Raw genomic sequence first — 22267 nt, 5'->3', positions numbered from 1 at the left:
CCGAGGTCAGACCACCAGGTCGTCAACGATCTCGATCATGTTGGAGGCGGTGTCCGGGGTCATGTCGCCGTCGTCGGCCAGGCGTTCCAGGCGTTCCTGGAGGTCGGCGGCGCCGTCGGAGAGCTTCTCCGGGTCGTCGATGTCGCGGCGCAGATCGCGCAGATCGTCGAAGAGACGGCTCCCGGCGCGTGCGCTGATGTCCCGGCTGACCAGCCCTTGCGCCAGCGCGGCGTCGAGGCGGTTGAGGACGGTGCCGGCCTCGACGGAGTCCTCGTCCGCCGCGTCGCCGGACGGGGACGGGGACGGGGAACGCGACGGAGTGCCGCTCGCGGACGGTGTGCCGGCCGGGTTCTGCGGGGCCGCCGCGGGTGCGGTGCCGCGGCCGGGCGCGGAGACGGCGGGATCGCGGTCGCCGCCGGGGCCGAGAAGCACCGTGGCCAGGGCGACCAGGCCGACACCGCCGATGATCAGGCCGCTCGCGAGCACCCCGACACCACGCTTGCCGCGCAGGCGACCGGACCAGGACCGGCCGCCGGCCGCGGCACGCGCGGGAAACGGCACGTCGTGCGCGGTCACCGGCGCCGGGACCGAAGCGGCACCGGGCGCGAAACGCCCGGCGGGCGAGCCGCGGAACGCGGCCGGCGACACGGGTGTCGCCCCGCCGAAGCTTGAGCCGGACGATGCCGCGGCCGGCGACACGGGAGCCGCCTCGACGTAGCTCGTGCCCGGCGACACGGTCGTCGGCCCGCCGAGGCCCGAGCCGGACGATGCCGCGGCCGGGGACACGGGCGTCGCCCCGCCGAAGCCCGCGGCCGGTGAGATCGGCGGCCCGCTGACTCCCGGACCGGGCGACACCGCGGCCGACGGCGGCGCGGAAGCCGGCCCGCTGAGACCCGCGCCCGGTGACCCCGCACCGGCGGCCCCGGGGATCGTGCCCGCGGCGTACCGCCCGAAGATCCTGGCGATGGACGCGGCCGGCGGCCGCGTCTCCGGGTCGCGGGACAGGCAGGCCAGCGCCGCGTTGGCCAGCGCTTCCGGCACGCCGGGCGGCAGCGGGGCCGGTGCGGCGACGCCGGAGCGGTGTACGGAGGCGGCCTCCTCCCACGACGTGATCGCCAGCGGCGGTTCGCCGGTCAGTGCGGCGTAGAGCGTCGCGCCGACCGCGTACACGTCCGCCGGTGGCCCGGCCTCGCCGCGCAGCAGCAGCTCGGGCGCGGCGTAGGGCGGTGTGCCGGCCAGCCACCCGTCCAGGATCTCGGTGCCGCCGATCCGCTGGCCGGTGAAGGAGCCGGACGAGTGCGGCGTGTCACCGGCGACGAGCGTGGCGATGCCGAAGTCCAGCACCTTGGCCGCGCCGGTCGGGGTGAGCATGACGTTGGCCGGTTTGATGTCGCGGTGCACCACCCCGAGGCGGTGGGCGTCCGCGAGCGCGGCGGAGATCTCCGCGGCCATCCGGGCGGCGGCACGCCAGGGGAGTGGCGGGCCGCTGACCAGACGGTCCGCGAGCGTGGCGCCCTCGACCAGTTCCATCACGATGTACGGCAGGACGACGTCGTCGAACGCGTACTCACCGTAGTCGTAGACGTGCATGGCGTGCGGGTGAGTCATCCGGGCGGCGGCGCGGGCCTCGCGGCGGATCGCGGCGCGGAGCAGCTGGTCCTCGGCGGCGGCGCCGGACAGGATCTTGATGGCGACCGCGCGGCCGAGCGTCTCGTCGGCGGCACGCCAGACCTCGGACATGCCGCCGAGGCCGATCCGGCCGTCGAGCACGTATCGGCCGTTGAGGCGGGTTCCGGCGGCGGGCTCGGGCATGAGGCCAAGTGTCCGTCCCGCACGCAACCTCGACAAACGATCAAAGGACAAAATAAGGGGGTACGCCGCGCACGGCGTACCCCCGGAATGGTTTTAGAGGGAATTGTCGGAGATTACGCGGCGGTACCAGGCGGCGCTGCGCTTCAGGATGCGGCGCTGGGTGGGGTAGTCGACGTAGATCAGCCCCCACCGCTGGTCGTAACCGACCTCCCACTCGAAGTTGTCCATCAGCGACCACACGTGGTAGCTCTCCAGCGGTGCACCGTCCGCGATCGCGCGGTGCGCCTCGGCGAGGTGGTCACGCAGGAAGCTGATCCGGCCCGCGTCGTCGACCGAGCCGTCCACGCCGACCTCGTCCGCGCAGGGCAGGCCGTTCTCCGTGACCGTGATCGACGGCGGCGCGTAGTCGCGGGTCACCCGGGTGAGGATGTCGTACATGCCGGGCGGGTAGACCTGCTGCCAGGCGGCCTGGGTGGTCGGCCACTTCTGCACGGTGCCGCCGTCCGTGGTCACGTAGATCGGCGTGTAGTACTGGACCGCGAGGATGTCGATCGGCTGCTTGATGATCTCCAGGTCGCCGTCCCGGATACCGCGGACCAGCGGAGAGCCGGGCCCCTGGTCGGCCAGCACGTCCTCGGGGTAGTGACCCTTGAACATCGGGTCGAGGTAGAACCGGTTCTCGTACCCGTCGTAGAGCCGGACCGCGTCCGACGTCGCCGGGCTGTCGTCCGCGGCGTAGCACGGGTGGAGGTTCAGCGCGCCGCCGATCCGGGACGCCGATCCGGTCGCGCGCAGCGCCTGCACGCCGAGGCCGTGCGCGAGCGCCAGGTGGTGCCCGACCAGGTAAGCGGTCGGCTCGTCCCGGATGCCGGGCGCGTGGTGGCCGGTGATGTAGCCGTTCTGCACCACGGTCTTCGGCTCGTTGATGGTCAGCCAGACCGGCACGGACTCGCCCAGCGCCTCGAAGACCGCGGTGGCGTAGTCCGCGAAGCGGTACGCGGTGTCCCGGTTCGCCCAGCCGGCGTCGTCCTGCAGCGCCTGCGGGGTGTCCCAGTGGAACAGCGTGGCCATCGGGCTGATGCCGCGCTCGAGCAGGCCGTCCACGAGCCGGCGGTAGAAGTCGAGCCCGCGCTGGTTGATCGCACCGCGGCCGTCCGGCTGCACGCGTGGCCAGGAGATCGAGAAACGGTACGACCGGAGCCCCAGGTCCCGGATCAGGTCGAGATCCTCGGCGTACCGGCGGTAGTGGTCCGCGGCGGTGTCCCCGGTGTCGCCGTTGGCGACGCGGCCGGGCGTGTACGCGAACGTGTCCCATACGGACGGCCCGCGGCCGTCCTCGCGTGCCGCGCCCTCGATCTGGTACGCGGACGTCGCGGCACCCCAGCCGAAACCCTCCGGGAATCGCAGGCCGAGGTGCGCCTCCGGGTCCGGGCTCGGCTCGACCGGCACGGCCGGGAGCACGGAGGCGGGTGGAGGCGCGGCCGGCGAGGCCTGCCGGGTCGGTACGGACATGCTGGTGATCCCCTCTGGGAGGTGCCCCATCCACCGTGCGTGGGAGCGCTCCCGAGGCTATCGCAGACCGTGGCGGATGGGTATGAACAGGTCGGATGATGATCAGTCTCACCGCTGGGGCGGGTGACGGGGCGAGAGGGCGCGACTTCGGGAAGGGACCGCCCGTACGGCGGCGTCGCTGCCTTGGCCCGTGAAATCTTTGTGACACGGGGCGCCTATGGATGCGCCTGAGTATTAGTGTGGGGACGGGGAGGGCAACCCCCGTCCCCACTGAACCTCACAGGCATTGCACCTCTGCGGGTTCGAAGTACGCACGCACTGTCGGAATGGCCTCCTCGAGTGCGTGTCGCGCGGGAGCCGGGCCACGCGAGTGGCTGGTGGTTCCCACCCCCTTTCGACCGGGTCGATGGGTCGGCTGGTGGCGGAGTCCGGGCTGGCCCGCCGCCAGCCTTACGGTTGGGCGACTGCTACGACCGGTGCCGGTGTAGCACTCTCAATGGTTGTCGATGGAAGCGCTCCCATCGACGTTGATTGGACTGTAGTCCGCGTCACGCCTTTGTGAAAGCCCCAAAATGAGCGCGAAACATTCGGTCGGCCGGTTCGTGGCGCGAATTCCCAGCTCAGGACCCATGAGACTGCGTACCGACATCTATGGGTTGCCCCGGGAGCGCTCCCATGCGAGACTTGCGGGCATCGCGTGACGGGAGCCACAGAACCCCACGCTTGACGGGTCGCCGAGGGCCCCGGAGCTGTCTCCGGTGCGGCCGCCCAGTGCGCATCCCCACCTTTCTCGGCGTCGGCATGTCCGATTTGCGCGCGCGGCTCCACCCGTGCGGACGCATGACGCCCGGTCCGCGAGGAGACATCAGCAGATGAGAATTCGGCCCAGCAGGAGACGGTTGGCGACGATCGCCGCCGGCGTGCTGGTCGCAGGCGGAATGGTGACCGTGCCGGCCGGCATGGCCTACGCCGCGACCGCCTGTGACGTCGTCTACACCACCAACGACTGGAACAACGGCTTCACCGCGAGCGTGACGCTCAAGAACCTCGGCGACCCGGTCAGCAGCTGGAACCTCGGCTGGACGTTCCCGGGCAACCAGCAGGTCACGAACGGCTGGTCCGCGAAGTACAGCCAGAGCGGGCAGAACGTGACCGCGACGAACGAGGCCTGGAACGGCAGCCTGGCCACCGGTGCGTCCGTCACGCTCGGCTTCAACGGCAGCTACAGCGGGACCAACGCGAAGCCGGCCTCGTTCACGCTCAACGGCACCACCTGTGCCGGTGCAGCGAACGCCGCGCCGACCGTCTCGCTCACCAGCCCGGCCGACGGTGCCACGTTCACCGCGCCGGCGAACGTCAACCTCGCCGCCACCGCCGCGGACTCGGACGGATCGATCGCCAAGGTCGAGTTCTACCGCAACGGCCTGCTGATCAACACGGACACCACGGCGCCGTACAGCTACGCCACCACCGGACTGCCCGCGGGCAGCTACACCGTGCAGGCCCGGGCGTACGACAACGCCGGGCTGACCGGTACGGACGAGCACGCGTTCACCGTCACCGGCACGTCCGCCACCAGCATCGTCACGCCGGCCACGCTGCAGGTCGCGGAGGGCGCGAGCTCCGCGCTGAACGTGAAGCTGAGCGCGGCGCCGGCGTCCGGTTCGGTCGCGGTCTCGCTCGCGAAGACCGGCGACGCGGACATCACGCTCGGCGCCTCCACCGCGACGATCACCGCGTCCAACTGGAGCACCGGCGTCAACGTGCCGATCAACGCGGCCGAGGACGCGGACACCGCGAACGGGACCGCCACGGTCACCGCGTCCGCCACCGGATACACGTCGTCCGTCACCACGGTCACCGAGACCGACAACGACGGCGGCGGTACGCCGGGCGGCGCGTACGGCGAGGAGTTCCTGGAGCTCTACAACAAGATCAAGACGCCGGCGAACGGGTACTTCAGCCCCGAGGGCGTGCCGTACCACTCCGTCGAGACGCTGCTGGTCGAGGCGCCGGACCACGGTCACGAGACCACGTCCGAGGCGTTCTCCTACTGGCTGTTCCTGGAGGCGCAGTACGGCCGCGTCACCGAGAACTGGACGCCGTTCAACAACGCCTGGCGGGTGATGGAGCAGTACATCATCCCGAAGGAGACGCAGAGCAACTACAACGCGTCCGACCCGGCGGACTACGCGCCCGAGGCCGACCTGCCCAGCCAGTACCCGGGCGTCGGCGGCAAGATCGACTCGTCGGTGAAGGTGGGCGCGGACCCGCTCGCGGCGGAGCTGCAGGCCTCCTACGGCACCACCAGCGTGTACGGCATGCACTGGCTGATCGACGTGGACAACGTCTACGGCTTCGGCAACTGCGGCAACGGCACCAGCCGGCCGGCGTACATCAACACGTACCAGCGCGGTCCGCAGGAATCCGTCTTCGAGACCGTGCCGCACCCGAGCTGCGAGACGTTCAACTTCGGGCGCACCGGCAACGGCGGCTTCCTGCCGATCTTCATCGGTGACTCGTCGTACGCGCAGCAGTGGCGCTACACCAACGCGCCGGACGCGGACGCCCGCGCGGTCCAGGCCGCCTACTGGGCGCTGAAGTGGGCCAAGGAGCAGGGCAACGAGTCGCAGATCTCGGCCACCATCGCGAACGCCGCGAAGATGGGCGACTACCTGCGCTACGCGATGTACGACAAGTACTTCAAGCAGCCCGGCTGCGCCTCCACCGCCTGCCCGGCCGGCACCGGCAAGGACAGCGCCGCGTACCTGCTCTCCTGGTACTACGCGTGGGGCGGCTCCTACGGCTCGAACAACGGCAACTGGTCCTGGCGGATCGGCTCCAGCCACAACCACGGCGGCTACCAGAACCCGTTCGCGGCCTGGGTGCTGTCCACGGTCCCGGAGCTGACCCCGAAGTCCGCGTCCGCCAAGAACGACTGGGCCACCTCGCTCACCCGGCAGATCGACTTCTACACCTGGCTGCAGTCGGCCGAGGGGGCCATCGCCGGTGGCGCGACCAACAGCTGGAAGGGCAACTACAGCGCCCGCCCGGCCGGTGTGCCCACGTTCTACGGCATGGTCTACGACGAGAAGCCGGTCTACCACGACCCGCCGTCCAACCAGTGGTTCGGCTTCCAGGCGTGGAGCATGGAGCGCGTCGCCGAGTACTACCACGAGTCCGGTGACGCCCGCGCCAAGGCCGTGCTGGACAAGTGGGTCGCCTGGGCGCTCGCCAACACCACCGTCAACGGCACCACCTACCAGGTCCCGTCCACGCTGCGCTGGTCCGGCCAGCCCGGCGGCAACTGGCAGGCCGGCACCACCAGCGTCAACAACAGCGGCCTGCATGTCACCGTCGTCGACTACACGCAGGATGTCGGCGTGGTCGGCGCCTACGCCCGGACCCTCGTCTACTACGGCGCGAAGTCCGGCAACACCCAGGCGCAGACCACGGCGAAGGCGCTGCTCGACGCGCTGCTGACGCACAAGGACGACAAGGGCATCGCGGTGCCGGAGACGCGGGCCGACTACAACCGCTTCGACGACGTCTACAACGCGTCGACCGGCGAGGGCCTGTTCGTCCCGTCCGGCTACAGCGGCACCATGCCGAACGGCGACCAGGTCGCCCCCGGCAAGTCGTTCCTGGACATCCGCTCCTTCTACCGGGACGACCCCGACTTCCCCAAGGTCGAGGCGTACCTGAACGGCGGCCCGGCGCCGGTCTTCACCTACCACCGGTTCTGGGCGCAGGTCGACATCGCGCTCGCGCTGGCGGACTACGACCGGCTGCTCGGCTGATCCACGTGCCCGGGCCTTTCCCACGAAGGCCCGGGCCACATAGAGCGGCGCCGTCGCCCGCACGCCGGCGCCGCACGGCCTGATTCCCACGATCAGGCCGCCCGTGGTGGGCCGGGTGCCGTCCAGGCCAACGCCGGTTCCCGGCCCACCACCCCCCTCTCCCGGGCGGGCGGCACCACGGTGCCGCTCGCCCGGTTCCATCCCCGCGCCGCCCGTCGCGAGTCGCACGCCCGAGATCTCGCCACGAAGCGGCCGCAGCCGGTCGCGCCAGGTGGATCTCGTGCGGGCGTCGTTGGCTCGCGGCGCTGAGAACGACGATGTGCGACACCTGATCCACTATCGAGCGTGGGTCGCGAGCGGTGGTGGGAACGACGATGGGGGCGGGTTGCGCGGCTGCGCGTGGAGCAGCGTGACGGGAGAGAGGTGCTCGGCGAGATCATGACGCCGGTCGCAGCGCCAGGAGTAGGCGTCGGTGGGGTCGGTGACGTGGGCCCGCGCGGTCGGGCCGTTGCGCCAGGTGCACATGGCGTCCATGTCGACCGGGCGCTGGAAGCCGGGGCCGCGGCACTCCCAGCCGCCGAGGTGCGGCCGCACCTCGGCGGCGCCGAACTCCTGCCAGCAGTACAGGCGGATGGTCGCCTTGAGTTCACCGTTGCTGACCGGGCCGAGTTCGGCGGTGGTGGTGCGGGGTTTCGGGGCCGGTGCGGTGGTGTGCGCCGGCGCGGGCGCCTGGGTGACCGAGGCGCGCGCCGGCGTGGGCGACCCGTCCGGTCCGGGCCACCCGCCCGGCGAGGGCGACCCGGCATCGTCGGGGGGCGGCGTCAGCGGCGCGGTCGAGGCCGAGATCATCGGCGCGACTATCGGGGCCGCCGTGAGGTCCGCGACCAGGGACGTGGAAGGGGCCGGAGCGCCGGCCTTCCAGACCGGCGCGATGCCGCTGGTGAACCGCAGCGAACAGAGCGCGACGATCACGGCCAGCGCGACCGCGACGATGACCCACGCGTAGTCGCGGACGAACCGGCGCAGCCCGCCCGCGGCGCGGTGCGCGCCCGTCACCATGTCCGTGTCCCGGTCGTGTGGTGGTGCCCCATGCTCACTCAACGACCCGGCGGCCGTTGCGGAATTCGGATGATCCACATCCTTTTGCCCGGATATCGACGCCCGCCGCGGATCGGCTGCCATCGGCACCGGCGATATTCGAGCGTCCCTGGGCGTCCCGGCATTCGTGGCACCGGTCGGCGGCGACCCGGCCGGCTCCGCTGTTCCGTCCGATATCGTCGCAGTCCCGGACCCTTCCCCGGGTTTCGCGGCGGCGTTCCGGCTCAGGTGCGGCGGCAACCCGCGTCCGGTGGCCGCGGCATGCTTGCGGGCCTCCTCCAGCGGATCGGTGCCGTTCGCGGCCGCCAGTGCCGCGATGACCAGGGGAATCTCGACCGTGGACCCGGCCCAGTCGGGCGCGGGACCGCCGCCCGCCGCGGCGTCGGCCACCCGCGGTCCCCCCGGCGCTGCCGGTTCTCCGGGCGCTGCCGGTTCTCCGGGCGCTACCGGTTCGCCGGGCGCTGCCGGTTCTCCAGGCGCTACCGGTTCGCCGGGCGCTGGCGGTTCCCCGGGCGACCGTGGTTCGCCACGCGCCGGTGGGCCGCCTGCCGCCGGTTCGTGAGGTGGCAAGGGGTCGGCCACCGCCGGGCCGCCGGGTGCGGGCGGTGGTGCGGGCGCGGGCGGAGTGGCTGGTGGGCGTACCGCTGAAAGATTTTGATCTCGGGGTGGGGCGGCGGACGCGTCGGGACGGGGGTTGGGCTCCTCGGCCACGCGGCCGGCCTCCTCGCGGGGTGAAGTGGGTCTTGGGCTGCGGGAGAAGCCGCAGACCGACCACAATAGCCATCGCCGCCGCGAGGGTGACCCGGCAGGACCGGTGCCGGGCCGGCCGGGGGTCCGATCGATGGGGTGTGAGGAGAAACCGCAGCTAGGCAGCGGTGGCGTAGGCGGCGGAGCAGGCCTGGCGGGCCCATCGCATGCGGCCGGCGGACGTTTCCGGGTGGTCGCCGAACTCCTGGGCGACCAGTGCGGCGACGCCATTCTCACCGTGCCGGGCGACCGTGGCGCGGACCGCGTCCCGGATGAGTTCGACGGTCGGTTGCTGGGAGCGCTGGAGGTGTGAGGCGAAGAGGGCCTCGACGTGGACGGGCTGGACGGCCATGGCGAGCTCCTTTCGTGGAGGAAGTGCATTCCAGAGAACCCGCGCGGGGGTACGTCGTGGGAGCGCCCCGGTTGCACGACGGTTGCACCCCGTCAAGCCGATATTTCGGACCAAGCGGATATATCGGGTTAAGTCAGCGACAATGGCGGGTGTGGGCGGGGCGCTGCGGGCTGTGGTGATCGAGGACGAGGAGGATCTCCTCGACCTGCTGCGCGGGCACCTCGGCCGGAACGGCTGCGAGGTGTCCGGGTACGGGACGGCCGAGGAGGGGATCGCGGCCGCGCGCGCGGACCCGCCGGACCTGATCGTGGTCGACGTCCTGCTGCCCGACCGGGACGGCCGCGAGGTGATCCGGCTGCTGCACGACGACCCGCGCACCGCGGCGTGCCCGATCGTGGTCTGTTCGGTGCTGGACGCCGACGACCTGGACGATCTGCCGACGGCCGCGGTCCTGGCCAAGCCGTTCGGGAAGGCCGACGTGGCCGAGCTGATGCGGCGGCTCGCGCTGCCGCGTGCGGAGGTGGAGGGGAATTGACCGCCGTTCTCATTGCCGATGACGATGCCGACATCCGGGACCTGGTCGCGTTCAAGCTGGAGCAGGTGGGTTACGACGTGATCGCGGTCGAGGACGGGCAGTCCGCCCTGGAGGCCGCCCGCCGCAACCAGCCCGCGCTCGCGGTGCTGGACGTCTCCATGCCCGGCCTGTCCGGCATCGACGTGTGCCGCATGCTGCGCGCCGACCAGGCCACCGCGGGCATGCTGATCGTCATGCTCACCGCCCGCGTGCAGGAGCAGGACATCGAGGGCGGGTTCGGGGCCGGCGCCGACGACTACGTGACGAAGCCGTTCAGCCCGCGCGAGCTGGTCTCCCGGATCCAGTCGCTGCTGACCCGCTCCCGGACCTGACGCCGGAGCATGTCCGCTGGGGCGGGACGATCCCGGGCCGGGAGCGTCGGCGCGCTTCTGACCAGGACGTTCGCGGCGCTGGTGGTGCTGATCGTGATCTCCGGCGCGGCCGGTATCGCGGCCAGCGAGGTGCAGACCCGGTCCGTGCGCGAGCTGGACGAACACGTGATCCCGATGCGGCTGGCGAACTCCGAGCTGCGCGAGGTGATGACGGACGCGCAGCGGGCGCTGCGCGGCTACCTGCTGACCGCGGACAGCCGGTTCCTGGACGGGTACGACACCGCGGTCCAGGAGTTCCCGGACGCCGCCGCACGATTGGAAGGGATGGTCCTGACCTCGGCCGAGCGGGTCTCGGTGGCCATTCAGCTGGACCAGGCGGAGGCGTGGTGGGCGCTGGCCGCGCAGCAGCGGCTCGTCCCGCCGCGCAGCGACCAGGCCGTGGAGTACGCGGAGCACGGCAAGAACCTGTTCGACGGGTACCTGATGGAGAGCGAGGCGCTGGACGACACCATGGCGGGCAGCGCCGAGTACCTGGGTGCCCGGTCGGAACGGCTGCGCCGCACCACGCAGGGCACGCTGATCACGGTGACGTTGCTGGCCACGGTGCTCGCGGTGGCCGGTGGCACGTACACCCGGCGGCGGATCACCCGGCCGCTGGATCGGCTCACCACCGTGCTCGGCGAGCTGACCGGCGGGAAGCTGAACGCCAGGGTGCCGGCCGGGAACGGCCCGGCCGAGGTGCGCGCGGTGAGCGACGCGGTGAACCTCCTCGCCCGGGAGATCGAGCGGAACACGCGCGACGAGCAGGAGATGAACCGCATGCGCGCGGCCGCGCGTGAGCTGGGCATCGCGGTCCGCACCCACCTCAGCGTGGACGACCTGCTGGCCGAGGCGAGCGCCGGGCTCGGCCGGATGCTGGGCGCGGAACACGTGGTCATCCGGTTCGCCGGCGGGGCGGGCAGACGTGCGGCGCGCTGGTGCACGCGCGGCGCCGAGGGCCTGTGCGACCGGCTGGCCGAGGCGGACCCGGGCTGGCTGATCGACGGCGCGGCGCAGGGCACGGTCTGGGCCGTCGAGGACGTGCGGGCCGGCCTGGAACCGTCCGTGCCCGAGGCGGAGCGGCGCGGGTTCCGGGACGCGCACGCGTCCGGCGTCTTCTCGATCGTCTTCGGCAACGGCACCGAGAACCTGGGCGTGGTCACGCTGATGGTCGCCGGGGACAGCCCGCCGTGGAGCCGGGGCGAGATCCGGATGGCCGAGTCGATCGTCGCGGACCTCGGGCACGGTCTGCACCAGGCGCGGCTGTACGAGACCGAGCAGGAGCTGGTGTCCCGGTTGAAGGAGATCGACGACGTGAAGACGGACTTCATGTCGACCGTCTCGCACGAGCTGCGCACGCCGCTGACCAGCATCGCCGGGTACGTCGAGATGCTGCGGGACGAGGACCCGGGCCCGATCAACACCGGCCAGGCCCGGATGCTGGACGTGATCGCCCGGAACACCGCCCGGCTGCGCGGGCTGATCGAGGACATGCTGATCCTGTCCCGGATCGAGGCGGGCACGTTCCGGGCCAGCCGTACCGCGGTGGACCTCGCCGAGCTGGTCCGGAACGTGCACGCGGCGATCGCACCGGCCGCGGCGAAGGCCGGCGTGTCGCTCACCGTCACCACCGAGGGCGACCTGCGGCTGCACGTGGACCGCGACCAGATCGACCGGGTGCTGGCGAACCTGGTCTCGAACGCGGTCAAGTTCACGCCGTCCGGCGGCGCGGTCACGGTCACCGCGCGCCGCGAGGACGGCGAGGTCGTGGTCGTGGTCGCGGACACCGGCATCGGCATCCCGGCCGCGGAGCAGGATCAGCTGTTCACCCGCTTCTTCCGGGCGTCGAACGCGAGTCACCTGGTGGTGCCCGGCACCGGTCTGGGGCTGGCGATCGGGCACGCGATCGTGCGCAACCACGGCGGCACGGTCACCGCGGTCTCCGCGCAGGACGAGGGCAGCACGTTCACGGTACGGCTGCCCGCCTGACATGGGTCCGCGCCGGCCCCCGCCCACGGGGCGAGGACCGGCGCGGGCCGGGGGGTGGGGTGCGAAGATCGCGGTGCTCAGGCGCGGTGCGCCAGGAAGGCCGGGTGCTCGCCGGACTGGTGGTCGCTGGCGCCGTCGAAGACGGTGAACCAGAAGACGCTGCCGCCGCCCGGGTTCGACTCGACGCCGACCTGGCCGCCGTGCAGACCGGCGATCCGCCGGCAGGTGGCCAGGCCCAGGCCGGTGCCCGGGTAGCCCTCCGCCGCCGGAGTGCGGTAGAACGGCGCGAACACCCGGTGGTGGTGCTCCGCGGGGATACCGATGCCGCGGTCCGCGACCTCGATCCGCCACCAGCCGTTCGCGTCCTGCCGCGCGCTGATCGTCACCCGGGCGGCGGTGCCGTGCCGGACGTACGTCACCGCGTTGCCGACCAGGTGGTCGAGCAGCTGCCGGAGCAGCGCCGCGTCCGCGGTCACCACCGGCAGCGGACCGATGTCGACACTCGGCAGCGTCGCGGAGACCGCCACGTGCGCGGCCACCACCTCGGCCGCGACCTGCGACAGGTCGACCGGTTCCAGGCGCAGCGGCGCCTCGCTCGCCATCGTGTACGCGAGCAGTTCGTCCACCACGTGCAACATGCGCTGCGTGCTGCGGCCGATGTGGTCCAGGAAGCCCAGCGACGCCGGTTCCAGCTGCGGCCCGGCCTCCTCGATGAGCAGGTCGGCGTAGCTGGCGACGTTGGTCAGCGGTGTCTGCAGCTTGTCCGCCGCGAGCGCGGAGAATCCGGCCAGCTCCGCCTCCCGCTCACGCAGCGCGATCTGCGCCAGGCGCAGCGCGTCCGCGTCCGCGCGCCGGTCGGCGAGCGCCAGGCGTGCCGCCGTCACGGCCCGCTCCTGCGCCATGACCAGCACCAGGATCAGCACGGACAGCGCCAGCGTGAGCAGCGCGCCGCCGGTCAGCAGGACCGTGTCCAGGTGCCGCTGCGCCTCGCCGATCAACGGGGTGCCCGGGCGTACGGTGAGCATGAGCTGCCGCTGACCCAACGCGACCGGCAACGTCGCGGTCTCCGGGTCGGCCGGTGCGGTGTCCGCGTTCCAGGACGCGACGTCCACCGGTCGGGCCGGGTCGCTCACGTCGGCCAGCGCGGCCGTCACCGTGGCGTGCGTGCCGGAGCTCAGCGCCTCGGCCAGGAAGTCGCCGCTGCGCAGGCTGAACAGCACCCAGCCGCGAAACGTACCACCGTCCGCGGAGTGCACCGGCGCGGCGATCACGAACGACAGCTGCTGCCGCGCTTCGGCCAGCGCCCGGTCGTGCGGGAGCACGTGCGGCGCGGAGACCGCGATCTGCCCGGAGTCGTGGGCGACGTCCATCGCGGCCGCGACCTCCGGCGGCGGGCCGGCCCAGCGGCCACCGCCGGGCGCACCGCCGTCGACCGTCCGGCCGGTCACCGCGGAGCGGCCCGCGTCCGGCGCGATCAGGCGCACGTCGTGCGCGCCCGGCAGCGCGCCGCGGGAGAGCCGGGCGAGGCTCGCGTCGACGTCCGCGCGGGCGGCCGCGGTGCTCGTGTTGCCGGCGACCATGGCGAGATCCTGCGCGGTCGCGGTGTATCGTGCCACGGCCGCGGTCACCGCGGCCTGCGTCGCGCCGGCCCGCACGCGGAGGGTGGCGGCGGCGTGGTCGTTCTCGGCGGAATGCAGCGCCAGCGCGCCCGCGCCGGTCGCCGCCAGGCCCAGGGCCAGGACGGTCGACGCGAGCGCGGGACCGCGCCACGTCCGTCCGCGCACCAGGTCCCTCATCGTCACGGAGGGCACAATCGGCGGCCGCCCGGCGGCGATGAGCCGGTGGCGGTTGCGATCGGGTGCGAACCAAGTATCGCGAAAAATCCGCATAAGGGCGGCATATCTGGTGAGATCGAGGGTAGCGGGGAGGGCCGTCCGACGGAAGGGCAAGCATGGCGCGGGTCCTGGTGGCCGAGGACGATCCGGACATTCAACAGCTGGTCATGTACAAGCTCGACCGGTCCGGCTTCGAGGCGATGGCGGTGTCGGACGGGGTGGCCGCGCTCGCGGCGGTCCGTCAGTTCCGCCCGCACGCGGTGCTGATCGACGTGCGGATGCCCGGCATCAACGGCATCGAACTGTGCCGGGAGCTGCGCCGGTCACCGGACACCGCGAAGCTCCCGATCGTGATGATCTCCGCGCAGGGCCGCCCACAGGACCGGGAGCTGGCCTACGCAGCCGGCTGCGACGACTACGTGATCAAGCCGTTCAGCCCGCGCGAGCTGGTCGAGCGCGTGCAGAAGCTGCTGGTCGAGGTGCGCGCCTGACATGGTCGAGGTCGCCACCGGCGCGATCGTCGTGCTGGCGGTCGTGGTGTTCGCGCTCAGCGTGCTGATCGTGCTGGTCCGGGCCACGCGCCGGCTGCTGCTGCGGCACCGCGCCCGGCTGGCCGAGCGCCCGCGCCTCGCGCTGCTGGAGTTCGTCGCGGAGGCCGGTGCCGAGGGGGCGGACGAGCTGGTCGCGATGCCCCGGCGGGAGTGGCGGGCCGCGGAGCCGGGCGCGATCGCGCTGCTCGGGAAGGTCCGCGGCGAGGCGCACACCGCACTGGTCGACGTGTTCGCCCGGCGCGGCCTGATCGCGGAGGAACTGGCCGACCTGACGCACCGCAGCCGGGTCCGCCGGGCGCGCGCGGCCGAGGCGCTCGGCAACCTGGAGCACCGGCCGGCCGTGCCCGCGCTGTGCGCGCTGCTCGACGACCCGCACGCGGAGGTACGGCTGGTCGCGGTGCGCGCGCTCGGCCGGATCGGTGACCCGGCGGCCGCGTCCCCGCTGCTGGACAGCCTGGCCCGGGCCGATCCGACGCCGTCCCAGCTGGTCGCGCAGTCGCTGGCGCAGCTCGGCCCGGACGCGGAACCGGCGCTGAGCGCCGCGCTGGGCCACCCCGAGGCCCGGGTACGCGTGACCGCGCTGGACGCGCTCGGCCTGGTCGGCTCCGCCGTGCTGGTCGAGCCGGTGGCCCGGGTGCTGGAGGAGGACCCGTCGCTGGACGTGCGCCGCGCCGCCGCGAACACGCTGGGCCGGATGGGCGGGCGTGCCGCCGTACCGCCGCTGGTCGTGGCCCTTGGGGCTGACCACCCGGACCCGCTGCGCGCGGTCGCGGCGCGAGCGCTCGGCGAGGCCGGTGCGGCCGGGGTGGCGGACGCGCTGGCCGGGCTGCTCGACGACCCGGCCTACCGGGTGGCGCACGAGGCCGCGCACGCGCTGCGCCGGGCCGGGCCGGCCGGGCTGGCCGCGCTCCGCGAGGCGGCCTCACCGCACGCGGCGGAGGCGCTGGCGGCGGCGGAGGTGGGCGGCCGATGATCGACGACTGGGCGTGGGTGCGGACCGCGATCGGGATCGCGGACGTGTTCATCTTCGTCTACTTCGTGGCGTTGAACAGCAGCTATCTCGGCCTGCTGCTGCTCGCCGCGGCCGAGTTCTTCCGGCACCTGCGCCGGGTGCCGTTCAACGGGCTGGAGGACCTGTTCCGCAGCCCGCTGACCGCGCCGGTCTCGGTGCTGATGCCGGCCCGCAACGAGGGCGCCGGGATCGTGGCCGCGGTGCAGGCGATGATGGCGCTGCGCTACCCGCGGTTCGAGATCGTGGTGATCGACGACGGCTCCACCGACGACACGTTCGACCGGCTGGAACGCGAGTTCGACCTGGTCCGGGTGCCGCGCGTGGTGCCGGGCGAGGTGCCGTTCCGCGGCGCGGTGATCAGCGTGCACGTGGCCCGTGCGAACCCGGACGGCCTGATCGTCGTCCGCAAGGTCAACGGCGGCAAGGCGGACGCGCTCAACGTCGGCATCAACCTGTCCCGGCACCCGCTGGTCTGCATGGCCGACGCGGACTCGGTGCTCGACCCGGAGGCGCTGCTCAGCGTGGTCAAGCCGTTCGCGGACGATCCGCTCGGCACCGCGGCGGTCGGTGGCGTGGTGCGGATCGCGAACGGCTGCGCGGTGGTCGGCGGCCGCGTGGTCGACGTGCGCATGCCGCGGCAGTGGCTGGTCCGCATGCAGATCGTGGAGTACCTGCGCGCGTTCCTGATGGGCCGCACCGGCTGGTCCCGGCTCGGCGGGCTGGTGGTCATCTCCGGCGCGTTCGGCATGTTCCGCCGGGACCTGCTGGCCGAGGTCGGCGGAATGGCGCACGACACCATCGGCGAGGACGCGGAGCTGGTCGTCCGGCTGCACCACCACCTGCGGGAACAGGGCCGGGCGTACAAGGTGATCTTCGTGGCGGAGCCGGTCTCGTGGAGCGAGGCGCCGGTGACCATGCGGGTGCTCGGCCGGCAGCGCACCCGCTGGCACCGGGGCATCGCGGAGATCCTGCGCACGCACAGCGGCATGCTGCTGCGCCCGCGCTACGGCCGGATCGGCATGTTCGCGCTGCCGTACTACGTGGTGTTCGAGCTGATGGCGCCGTTCGTGGAGCTGTCCGCGCTGGTCCTGCTGCCGGCCGGGCTGCTGGTGGACGCGATCGACCTCGACTTCGCCTGGCGGTTCGCGCTGGTCGCGTACGGCTACGGCATGCTGGTCAGCGTCGCGGCATTGCTACTGGAGGAGGTGTCGTTCCACCGCTACCCGCGCTGGGACGACCTCGGCCGCGGGTTTCTCGCCGCGATCTTCGAGAACCTCGGCTACCGGCAGGCGCTCGCCTGCTACCAGGCGCGCGGCGCGTGGCAGGCGTGGCGGAACAAGAAGCGGGTCTGGGGTGCGATGCCGCGTCAGGGCTTCGACACGGTGCGGCCGTCCTGAGGGTGCCGCAGCCCCGGGTGGTCCGCCGGCAGCGTCCGCACCATCACCCACCAGCTCACCGCGAGGCAGGCGGCGACCAGCGGCCAGGTGAGCGCGACCTGCGCGACACCGAGCGCGAAGACCTGGCCGGCGAAGTAGAGCGGCAGGAACACGGCGAGCCGGATCACGTACTGCAGGACCCAGATCCAGCTGGCCAGGCCGTAGGAGCGCAGCAGCGCGGGATCACGCCGCCAGCGGGTCCGCTGGCCGAGCACGGCGCCGACGATCACACCGAGCAGCGGCCAGCGGGCCGCGATGCTGATCGCCCAGACCACCGCACTGCCCGCGTTGCTGAGCAGGCGCGGCAGGAAGAAGTCGGCGCCGTTGCCGGTGTAGAGCGCGACCATCGCGGCGACCACGACGCCGAGCAGACCGGCCAGCACCGCGCCGAACCGGTCTCCCCGGCGGAGGCGGTAGACCGCGATGGCCAAGCTCACCACGATCGCGGCGGTCACGCCGACCACGATCGACCGGCCGCCGGCCAGCCAGCCGACGATGAACGCGATCGGCGGCAGCGTCGCGTCGACCGCGCCGCGCCGCCCACCCAGCAGGTCGGCGAGCGACTCCCTGTTCTGTTCCATGGTTAGGTAACCCTAACCGATCAGAACCTCGCGTGGGTACGGCCGTGTGCCGTACCCACGCGGGTCTTCGGTCCTCAGTTGGTAGCGGTCATGGCGGCGGCTCCGGCGGCCACCGGGGCGCGGCGGGCCGAGGCGTGGCCCTCGATGCGCTTGCTGGGGCGGCGCGGTGCGCCGGTGCCCCGGCCACCCTCGCGGCGCTGGCGCAGGTCCTCCTTGGTGGGGAGGGCGAGGCGGAAGACCTTGTACCAGGCGGAGGCGACCTGCATCGGCAGCGGGCCGGTGGTGTAGGTCAGGCCGTAGCGCTGGAACAGGTCGCGGATCCGCGGAGCGATCTCGGCGTACCGGTTGCTCGGCATGTCCGGGAACAGGTGGTGCTCGATCTGGTGGGACAGGTTGCCGGTCATGAAGTGCATGAACTTCGAGCCGCGAATGTTCGCCGAGCCGAGCATCTGGCGCAGGTACCACTCGCCGCGGGTCTCGCCCTCGATGCTGGTCCTGGAGAACGTCTCCACGCCGTTCGGGAAGTGGCCGCACATGATCACCGAGTGCGTCCAGACGTTGCGGACCAGGTTCGCGGTCATGTTCGCCAGGATCGTGGTCAGGAACGACGGGCCGGACAGCGCCGGGTGGACCACGTAGTCCTTCAGCATCTGCCGGCCGATCTTCTTCAGCACCTGCCGGTACGCGGCCTTGAACTTCGGGTCGCGGCGCCGCTTCTTCGTCTTCAGGTTGCGGCCGAGCTGCAGGTCGTACGCGGCGATGCCGTACTCGAAGAAGCACATGTTGATGAAGTTGTAGAGCGGCTGGCCGAGCAGGCCCGGCGTCCACTTCTGGTCCTCGTCCACCCGCATGATGCCGTAGCCGAGGTCGTTGTCCCGGCCGACCACGTTCGTGTACGTGTGGTGGATCTCGTTGTGCGCGTGCTTCCACTGCTCGGCCGGGGACGCGTTGTCCCACTCCCAGGTGGTCGAGTGGATCTTCGGGTCCCGCATCCAGTCCCACTGGCCGTGCATGACGTTGTGGCCGATCTCCATGTTCTCGATGATCTTCGCGATCGAGAGGCCGACCGTGCCGACCACCCAGGCCGGCGGGAACAGCGAGAACAGCAGCACCGCGCGGCTGCCCAGCTCCAGGCGCCGCTGCGTCGAGATCACCTTGCGGATGTACGCGGAGTCGCGCTCGCCGCGGCTGGACATGACCTCGTCGCGCAGCGCGTCCAGCTCGGCGCCGATCGCCTCGATGTCCTCCGGGGAGAGGTGGGCGATCGGGTTGACGTCCTTCTTCTCCATGATCGTCATGGGGATGTGTCCTTCCGCTCAGTGCTCGATAGCGCAGGGGCCGGCCGCTGCGGAGATACAGGTCTGGATCTGGATGGTGTCGCCCTCCTCGGCGACGATGAGCGAGCCGTCGCGCAGGTCGCGCACCACGCCCTCGCGCAGCGGCAGCACGCAGCCCATACAGATGCCCATCCGGCAGCCGGACGGCATCAGCACGCCCGCGGCCTCGGCGGCATCCAGCAGCGGTACGTCACCGGGCGCGCTCACCGTGGTTCCGGTCTTCCGGAACGTGACCTCGCCGCCCTGGCCGTCGGCCGCGAACACCACCGGCCGGAACCGCTCGACGTGCAGGCGCTCGCCCGCGCCCGCGTCCGCCCAGTGCTTCTCCAGCTCGTCGAGCAGCTCGTTCGGCCCGCACGCCCAGGTCTCGCGCTCGGCCCAGTCCGGCACCAGCGCGGCGATCATGGCGGGGGAGAGCCGGCCCTCGACCGACGTGGTCCGCTCGATCAGCCGGATCCGGCCCTCGGCCGCGAGGTCGTCCAGTTCGGGGGTGAAAAGAGCTTCCCGGGCGGTACGGGCGGAGTGGATCACCACGACGTCGGTGTCGGCGCTGATCTCGCCGCCGCGCAGCATGCCCATGATCGGGGTGACGCCGCTGCCGGCCGTGACGAAGAGGATCTTCTCCGGGATGCGCGCCGGGAGCGTGAACTCGCCGGCCGGCGGGTCCAGGTGCAGCAGCATGCCGTGCCGCGCGTTGCGGACCAGGTGCGTGCTGACCACGCCGCCCTCGATCGCGGTCACGGTGATCTCGACCAGGCCGTCCGCGCGGTCCGGGGAGCTGGTCAGCGAGTAGTTGCGCCAGAGCCGGATGCCGTCCACGTCCACGCCGATCCGCAGGTACTGCCCGGGCCGGTGGCGGTGCCAGCCGCGGCCGGGGCGCAGCACCAGCGTGACCGCGCGGTCGTGCTCCGGCCGGACCTCCTCGACCCGGGCGCGCAGGATGTTCGCGTTGCGCAGCGGCGCGATCTCGTCCAGGTAGTCGCTCGGCACCAGCGGCGTCGTGACGAGCTCGACGACGCGCCAGGCGGCGGACTTGAGGGTGCGAGTTGCGGGCATGAACCAAGCATGAACCGCATGTTGGGCGAAGTCCTGACCCCAAGACGGTAGTTTCGTCGGGCATTATTGTTCGCTGTGAACAAGTCATCGGTCTCGTCGTTTCGCCTGTCACCCTCCGTCGTTGTTCCGCTGCGGCATGCGTTACCCGAGGTGGCGGGCCGTGCGGTCACCGCGATCACGGCCGAGGTGCCGGCCTATGCGGAGGCGTTCGCCGGCGAGATGGGCGCCAAGATCGAAGGGGCGGTCCGGGCCGCGCTCGCCATGTTCCTGAACCTGATCGCCCGTGCGGAGAGCGCCGACCCGGGCCGCGGCGCCCCGATGGAACCCGCGCTGGAGGGCGCGTACGCGCTCGGCCGCGGCGAGGCGAGGTACGGCCGCAGCCTCGACGCGCTGCTCGCCGCGTACCGGGTCGGTGCGCGGGTGGCCTGGCGGGACATGGCCCGGATCAGCGTCGAGGCCGGTGTCGACGCGATCACCGTGACCGAGTTCGCCGAGCTGGTCTTCGCCTACATCGACGAGCTGTCCGCCGCCAGCGTCGCCGGGCACGCGGACGAGCTGGCCTCCACGGTCCGCGCCCGCCGCCGCAACCTGGAACGGCTCGGTCGCGCGCTGATCGAGGCAGAGCCGCCGCACGCGCTGGTCGCGGCCGCGGAACTGGCCGAGTGGCCGCCGCCGGGCACGCTCACCGCGGTGCTGCTGCCGGAGCGCGCGGTCGGCAACCTGATCGACCTGCTGGACGCGCGCACGCTGCGGGTCGACGCGGACGGCGAACGCGCGGTGCTGCTCGTGCCGGACGCGCACGGCTCCGGTCGCGTCCACCTGCTGCGCCTGCTCGCCGGCCGCGAGGTGGTGGTCGGGCCGTCCCGGCCGTGGGAGCGCGCGGCCGAGTCGTACGCGCGGGCGGAACGCGCGCTCGCGATGGGCCTGCGCGGCGACACCGAGGAGCATCTCGTCGCGCTGCTGCTCGGCGCGGACCCGGGTGCGCTGTCCGACCTGCGCGCCCGGGTGCTGGCGCCGCTGGCCGGGGAGGGCGAGGCGTCCACCGCGAAGCTCACCGAGACGCTCCGCAGCTGGTTGCGCCACCAGGGCCGGCGTGAGGAGATCGCGGCCGAGCTGTTCGTCCACCCGCAGACCGTCCGCTACCGGGTGACCCGGCTCCGCGAACTCTACGGCGACCGGCTCCGCGACCCGGACTGGCTGGTCATGCTCACCGTCGCGCTGGCCACCTGACCCGGCGGCCGCGGCACCGCGTCGCCGGCCGTGGACCGCCATCGGGTTCGTGGTGACCGGCGGCGGGACCGGGGCCCGCGGAGCACGCCGAACGCGACCACGCCGGAAGCGGGAAGATCCGTTTTCGAAGGGTTTGGGGTTACGCCAGGTGGGCCAGGAGGCCGCGGTGGGCGCGCAGCACGTGCTCCTCCGCGGTGCGGGCGAGCGTGTCGCGGTCGCCGGAGCGGATCAGCGTGGCCAGCTCGCGGTGCTCGTCGACGACGCGGGCGCGGTAGTGGGTGAAGCCGAGCGCGACGCGGCGCAGCTGGAACAGGTGGACCTGGGAGCGAACCGCGCGCCAGGCCTCGGTCAGCCGGCGGTTGCCGGCCGCGGCGTAGACCGCGTCGTGGAACGAGATGTCCAGCGCGACCAGGCGCGGCCCGGCCGGGTTCCCGGTGACCTCGGTGGCCATCGCGCCGACCAGTGAGTCCAGCTCGCCCAGCTGCGCCTCGGAGGCGGTGTCCCGCGCGGTCACCGCGGCCAGCCGGTCGAGCGCGGCGCGGACCGCGTAGACCTCGCGTACGTCCTCCGGCGTGACCTCGATGACCGTGGTGCCGCGGTGCCAGGCGCTGCGCACCAGGCCCTCGCGTTCCAGGATCCACAGGCCCTCACGTATGGAGCCGCGGCTGACGCCGAGGCCGGTGGCGAGCTCGACCTCGCGGAGCGGGCCGCCGGGTGGCACCTCGCCGGCGAAGATGGCCTCGCGGATGCGGTCGGCGGACTCGTCGGCGAGGCCGCGCCGGCCGGTCCGGTGGAGCGCGGGTGACGTCATGCCGGAAGCCCTTCACGCCGCGGACGGGAGTCGGCGCCAATGTTGACATTCGGGCGACCGTGGGGCAAGCCGGACCCGCAGTCGAATCGTGCCACTGCCGGAAGATTTCCGGAAGGCGCTTTCCCGCATTGACAGGTGGCGATGATCGCGCCGACACTGTGGC

17 protein-coding genes are annotated in these 22267 nt (G+C 72.5%); 8 read left to right on the top strand and 9 right to left on the bottom strand.

Annotated features, from left to right (window positions below; genetic code table 11):
• Window positions 1–6 precede the first annotated feature (6 nt).
• Together J2S42_RS10750 and J2S42_RS10745 are read right to left on the bottom strand one after the other, a co-directional pair.
• A complete protein-coding gene (locus tag J2S42_RS10750; protein ID WP_307238115.1) occupies window positions 7–1812 on the bottom strand; it encodes a serine/threonine-protein kinase in 1806 nt (601 codons plus the stop codon).
• Window positions 1813–1905: 93 nt separating this feature from the next.
• Window positions 1906–3324 (bottom strand): GH1 family beta-glucosidase, encoded by a 1419-nt coding sequence (locus J2S42_RS10745; RefSeq protein ID WP_307238113.1) that lies wholly within the window; start codon window positions 3322–3324, stop codon window positions 1906–1908.
• A gap of 872 nt (window positions 3325–4196) precedes the next feature.
• Between J2S42_RS10745 and J2S42_RS10740 the strand changes: the two genes are divergently transcribed.
• Window positions 4197–7124 carry a glycoside hydrolase family 48 protein gene (locus tag J2S42_RS10740; protein ID WP_307238111.1) on the top strand — a complete coding sequence of 976 codons (2928 nt, stop codon included), beginning with the start codon at window positions 4197–4199 and terminating at the stop codon, window positions 7122–7124.
• Between the two features lie 336 nt (window positions 7125–7460).
• Here J2S42_RS10740 and J2S42_RS10735 read toward each other — a convergent pair whose 3' ends face one another.
• Complete coding sequence (locus tag J2S42_RS10735; protein ID WP_307238109.1) at window positions 7461–8183, bottom strand: hypothetical protein; 723 nt, start codon at window positions 8181–8183, stop codon at window positions 7461–7463.
• Between the two features lie 904 nt (window positions 8184–9087).
• On the bottom strand, window positions 9088–9321 hold the full coding sequence (locus J2S42_RS10730) for a hypothetical protein (protein WP_307238107.1): 234 nt from the start codon (window positions 9319–9321) through the stop codon (window positions 9088–9090).
• 151 nt (window positions 9322–9472) lie between these two features.
• Here J2S42_RS10730 and J2S42_RS10725 point away from each other — a divergent pair, with 151 nt between their 5' ends.
• The 3 genes from J2S42_RS10725 to J2S42_RS10715 are packed head-to-tail and all read left to right on the top strand — an operon-like array spanning window position 9473 to window position 12255.
• Window positions 9473–9856 carry a response regulator gene (locus J2S42_RS10725; protein WP_307238105.1) on the top strand — a complete coding sequence of 128 codons (384 nt, stop codon included), beginning with the start codon at window positions 9473–9475 and terminating at the stop codon, window positions 9854–9856.
• Window positions 9853–10227 carry a response regulator transcription factor gene (locus tag J2S42_RS10720; RefSeq protein WP_307238103.1) on the top strand — a complete coding sequence of 125 codons (375 nt, stop codon included), beginning with the start codon at window positions 9853–9855 and terminating at the stop codon, window positions 10225–10227. The genes J2S42_RS10725 and J2S42_RS10720 overlap by 4 nt, the downstream gene beginning before the upstream one ends.
• A gap of 9 nt (window positions 10228–10236) precedes the next feature.
• A complete protein-coding gene (locus tag J2S42_RS10715; RefSeq protein WP_307238101.1) occupies window positions 10237–12255 on the top strand; it encodes an ATP-binding protein in 2019 nt (672 codons plus the stop codon).
• 77 nt (window positions 12256–12332) lie between these two features.
• On the opposite strand, the gene J2S42_RS10710 is transcribed toward J2S42_RS10715, so the two are convergent.
• Entirely contained in the window at window positions 12333–14051 is a 1719-nt protein-coding gene (locus tag J2S42_RS10710; RefSeq protein ID WP_307248691.1) for a sensor histidine kinase, read from the bottom strand.
• 155 nt (window positions 14052–14206) lie between these two features.
• On the opposite strand from J2S42_RS10710, the gene J2S42_RS10705 reads away from it, so the two are divergent.
• The 3 genes from J2S42_RS10705 to J2S42_RS10695 are packed head-to-tail and all read left to right on the top strand — an operon-like array spanning window position 14207 to window position 17050.
• Window positions 14207–14581: a response regulator transcription factor gene (locus J2S42_RS10705; RefSeq protein ID WP_307238099.1), complete on the top strand. Its 375-nt coding sequence runs from the start codon at window positions 14207–14209 to the stop codon at window positions 14579–14581.
• Between the two features lies 1 nt (window position 14582).
• Entirely contained in the window at window positions 14583–15614 is a 1032-nt protein-coding gene (locus J2S42_RS10700) for a HEAT repeat domain-containing protein (protein ID WP_307238097.1), read from the top strand.
• Window positions 15611–17050, top strand: coding sequence for a glycosyltransferase family 2 protein (locus J2S42_RS10695; RefSeq protein ID WP_307238095.1), 1440 nt, complete (start codon window positions 15611–15613; stop codon window positions 17048–17050). The genes J2S42_RS10700 and J2S42_RS10695 overlap by 4 nt, the downstream gene beginning before the upstream one ends.
• Here J2S42_RS10695 and J2S42_RS10690 read toward each other — a convergent pair.
• The 3 genes from J2S42_RS10690 to J2S42_RS10680 all read right to left on the bottom strand — a co-directional run bounded on the left by J2S42_RS10690 (window position 17020) and on the right by J2S42_RS10680 (window position 20063).
• Complete coding sequence (locus J2S42_RS10690; RefSeq protein WP_307238093.1) at window positions 17020–17670, bottom strand: DUF3159 domain-containing protein; 651 nt, start codon at window positions 17668–17670, stop codon at window positions 17020–17022. The two genes, J2S42_RS10695 and J2S42_RS10690, sit on opposite strands and share 31 nt — an antisense overlap.
• A 74-nt stretch (window positions 17671–17744) precedes the next feature.
• Window positions 17745–18968 carry a fatty acid desaturase family protein gene (locus J2S42_RS10685; protein ID WP_307238091.1) on the bottom strand — a complete coding sequence of 408 codons (1224 nt, stop codon included), beginning with the start codon at window positions 18966–18968 and terminating at the stop codon, window positions 17745–17747.
• A gap of 18 nt (window positions 18969–18986) precedes the next feature.
• Window positions 18987–20063, bottom strand: a complete 1077-nt coding sequence (locus J2S42_RS10680) for a ferredoxin reductase (RefSeq protein WP_307238089.1) — start codon at window positions 20061–20063, stop codon at window positions 18987–18989.
• A 66-nt stretch (window positions 20064–20129) separates the two neighbouring features.
• On the opposite strand from J2S42_RS10680, the gene J2S42_RS10675 reads away from it, so the two are divergent.
• Window positions 20130–21293 carry a PucR family transcriptional regulator gene (locus tag J2S42_RS10675; protein WP_488193132.1) on the top strand — a complete coding sequence of 388 codons (1164 nt, stop codon included), beginning with the start codon at window positions 20130–20132 and terminating at the stop codon, window positions 21291–21293.
• A 139-nt stretch (window positions 21294–21432) separates the two neighbouring features.
• Here J2S42_RS10675 and J2S42_RS10670 read toward each other — a convergent pair whose 3' ends face one another.
• Window positions 21433–22104, bottom strand: a complete 672-nt coding sequence (locus J2S42_RS10670) for a GntR family transcriptional regulator (RefSeq protein WP_307238087.1) — start codon at window positions 22102–22104, stop codon at window positions 21433–21435.
• Between the last annotated feature and the right edge of the window lie 163 nt (window positions 22105–22267).

The sequence above is a fragment of the Catenuloplanes indicus genome, assembly GCF_030813715.1.
GTDB lineage: Bacteria > Actinomycetota > Actinomycetes > Mycobacteriales > Micromonosporaceae > Catenuloplanes > Catenuloplanes indicus.
This window is presented reverse-complemented; position numbering and strand designations above follow the sequence as displayed.